We start from the raw sequence: 3,369 nt of genomic DNA on the forward strand, positions 1-3,369 counted from the left end.
CGGCCCGGGCCCCCCGGCCTGGGCGACGAACATGCCTTCGGCGTCGTACAAGGTCATGGCCTGGTGCTGGCCGATCTTCTCGTCGGCCAGGATGTTGGCCAGCCGTTCGGGCTTGAGCAGGGCGGTCAGGGCGTAGCCCAGGTGGTCGTCCAGCATGACCGGCACATCGATCGCCAGCAGGCCCGCGCCGTTGATCGTGAGCATGGACAATTGCGGCCGCGACTGCGCGTACAGCAGCGCCAGGCGGCGCCGGTTGTCGGCGTTGCTGAAGCTGGCGGGCAAGTCCGGGCCGAGGTGCAGCGCGACCTTGCCGGCGGCGTCGCTGAGCAGGAAATGGGCGACCGGGAATTGCGGGCCGAGCAGGGTGGCGGCCTGGGTCCGCAGCGCCGCCAGGTCGCCGCTGCGCAGGCTGGGCGAGGCGGCCAGCGCGCGCACCGCGCTGTCCGCCTGCAGCAGGTCGCGGTCGATGGCGGCGGCCACCAGCCGGGCCGACTGCCGGGTGTCTTCCATCAGGGTGTCGCGTTCGCGCTGGTAGAACTGGCCGACCACGGCGCAAAAGCCGACCACCGTCGGCAGCGCGCACGCCAGCACCAGCAGCGCGATCTGCGAGCGGATGGAGGGCAGGCGTGGGCGTTTCGTCAATGGCACGTGGTGGACCTCGGCGGCGGCGGCCAGCATCGGGCCGGCAGCACGATAGTAGCCGACGCCGGCCGTTTCAGAAAGCGATTTTGTCCACTACAGGCAACGGTCAGATCGGCTTGCCACAGGCGTAGCTCCAGCCCAGCTCGGCCATCGGCCGCGCCATCCGGCCCGATTCCAGCGCCTGGGCGCTGGCGGCCGTGCCGTCGACGTGGCGCTTCATGATGCCTTGCATGATGCTGGCCAGGCGGAACATATTGAAGGCCAGGTAGAAGTTGAAGTCCTCCAGCCGGATGGTCTTGCCGGTGCGCGCGGCGTAGCGGGCGATGTAGTCCTGCTGCGAGGGGATGCCCAGCGCCGCCAGGTCCAGCCCGGCGATGCCGCGGAACTGGCCGGGTTCGATGTGCCAGCTCATGCAGTGGTAGGAGAAGTCGGCGAACGGATGGCCCAGGGTCGACAGCTCCCAGTCCAGCACCGCCAGGATGGTCGGCTCGGTCGGGTGGAACAGCATGTTATCGAGGCGGAAGTCGCCGTGCACGATGGAGGTGTCTTCGCCGGGCGGGATGTTGCCGGGCAGCCAGGCGATCAGCTGGTCCATCGCGGCTATGGTCTCGGTCTGCGAGGCCAGGTATTGCTTGCTCCAGCGCTCGATCTGGCGCGCGAAGTAGTTGCCCGGCTTGCCGTAGTCGGCCAGGCCGATGGCCGCGTAGTCGACCGTGTGCAGCTGGGCGATCACGCGGTTGAGCTCGTCGTAGATGGCGGCGCGTTCGGCCGCCGTCATGCCGGGCAGGGCCTGGTCCCACAGCACCCGGCCTTCGACGAATTCCATCACGTAGAAGGCGCGCCCGATCACCGCCTCGTCGGTGCACAGCGCGTACTGGCGGGCGGCCGGGAAGCCGTGCTTGCTGAGCGCATCCATCACCCGGTACTCGCGCTCGATCGCGTGCGCCGACGGCAGCAGCTTGTCGGCCGGCGCCGGCTTGGTGCGCAACACATAGTGCTGGCCGCCGATGCTGAGCTTGTAGGTGGGGTTGGACTGGCCGCCCTTGAACTGTTGCACGCCCAGCGTGCCGTCCGGGTAGCCGGCCACGTGCTGGCGCAGCCAGGCGTCCAGCGCCGCCACGTCGAACTGGTGGCGCGCCGACACCGCCTTGGTGCCGATGAATTCTTCGAACATGCTGTCTCCCGCTGTTGTGAGTATCAGCTATTTTAGTCGAATAAAAGTACGCACGTGCTTTTTATTTTCAAGCGCTGACTTTCAGGATGAAGACATAGACTTGCAGCACGCCGGCGGCGAGCATGAAGCAGAAGTAGGCCGGTTTGATTTCCTTGCGCTTCCAGAAGGCGTTAAACAGCAGCAGGACGGCAAAGGCCAGCGTGGTGCCCACGCTCCAGAAGCCGTCCTGCACCCGGCCCGAGGCGAAATAGCCGGCGCACAGCACCAGGCAGGCGGCCGCCAGCAGCAGGTTGAGGACCTGCGGCGCGGACAGGCGCCGCATCAGAAGAACAGGGCGGTGCGCTGGATGACCGTGCCGTTGTTGGTGTAGGCGGCGGTGGCGCGCACCGAGCCGGTGTTGTATTTGCCGTCGTCGAGCTTGCTGTCGACCTGCTCGGCGAACGAGTCGGGCAGGTTGTCGAGCCGCACGCCGTTGCCGCCGCGGCCGCCGACCACGTCGTTGTAGATGTAGACCGCGCCGCCTTGCGCGCTGGTCATGAAGTCGGTGGTGCCGTTGAACGAACCGGTGATGAAGCCGGCCAGCGCCAGGTGCTGCGGCGCCAGCTGGTATTCGGCGATCTGGCCGTCGCCGTTGCCGTTGCCGGTGGCGCCGGGCGCGTGGGTGGTCGCCTGCGGATCGTCGCCCGGCAGCGCGTGGAACTTGTCCTGGTAGGAGTTGACCGCCGCCGACAGGGCGTTCGATTGCTGGATGATGTTCTTGACTTTGGCGCTGTCGATCAGCCCCTGTCCTTTCAGCACGCCGCCCAGCAGCAGGCCGATGATGACCAGGACAATCGCAATCTCAACCAGGGTGAAGCCGCGTTGGGCTCGCTGCATGGGGCATCCTTTCGTAACGGGTGTCGATGAAACATCATGATAGACGGAAACTGCCCGGCCGCCTAGCGCGATGGCCGGGCCGGCGGCGCCATGTTTTGCAGGCGCTGTTCGAGGAAGCGCAGTTCGTTGGGATCGGTGATCTGGCCGCTGGCCAGCAGCGCGCCGATCAGCGCCCGCGCCGCCTCGGCCTGGCTCATATCTTCGAGCACGAACAGTTCCAGCTCGCGCGCCCAGGCCGGCACCTGCGGGCCGGTGGCGCGCAGCCGTATCGCCTGCGCGTAGCGGCGCGCCAGCGGCAGGTCGTGCAGCCGGTGGCGCGCCACCACGGCCGCGTGCGCCAGCCACGGCCAGCGCCGGTTCGGGTCCTCGTCGTAGCGGGCGTAGACCAGCTCCAGCATCAGGCGCACCCGCGCCGGATCGCCGACCGCGCCGTACACCTCGCTGGCCGCCAGCAAGGGATACTGGCTGCGCGGATCGAGCTCCAGCACGCGCTCCAGCCATTGCCGGATGCGGCCGTAGTCCATGTCGCGCCAGGCGATGGCGACGCCGGCCTGATCGTCGTAGCCCTGCACATACAGCATCAGCAGCCGCGACAGCGCCAGCGGATCGCCCAGGCTGGCCAGCTGCAGCGCGGCCGGCGCCGGCGCCGGCGGCAGCGCCTCGGCGCGCGCCTGCGC

Annotated in this window: 4 protein-coding genes and 1 pseudogene; all 5 read right to left on the reverse strand. The window is 68.3% G+C overall.

The features are described 5' to 3' along the window. A pseudogene (locus V6M89_RS30260) lies at positions 1–678 on the reverse strand (PAS domain-containing protein); the annotation flags it as partial. Positions 679–748: 70 nt separating this feature from the next. Beyond that, positions 749–1,816: a phosphotransferase gene (locus V6M89_RS30265; RefSeq protein WP_332856692.1), complete on the reverse strand. Its 1,068-nt coding sequence runs from the start codon at positions 1,814–1,816 to the stop codon at positions 749–751. 67 nt (positions 1,817–1,883) lie between these two features. Next, positions 1,884–2,138 (reverse strand): hypothetical protein, encoded by a 255-nt coding sequence (locus V6M89_RS30270; protein ID WP_332856693.1) that lies wholly within the window; start codon positions 2,136–2,138, stop codon positions 1,884–1,886. Next, positions 2,138–2,692 (reverse strand): prepilin-type N-terminal cleavage/methylation domain-containing protein, encoded by a 555-nt coding sequence (locus tag V6M89_RS30275; RefSeq protein WP_332856694.1) that lies wholly within the window; start codon positions 2,690–2,692, stop codon positions 2,138–2,140. Before V6M89_RS30275 ends, V6M89_RS30270 begins: the two co-directional genes overlap by 1 nt. A 62-nt stretch (positions 2,693–2,754) precedes the next feature. Beyond that, positions 2,755–3,369, reverse strand: a 615-nt coding sequence (locus tag V6M89_RS30280; RefSeq protein WP_332856695.1) for a hypothetical protein, incomplete at its 5' end; no start/stop codon positions are given.

It is taken from the genome of Duganella sp. S19_KUP01_CR8 (genome assembly GCF_036688705.1).
GTDB lineage: Bacteria > Pseudomonadota > Gammaproteobacteria > Burkholderiales > Burkholderiaceae_D > Rugamonas.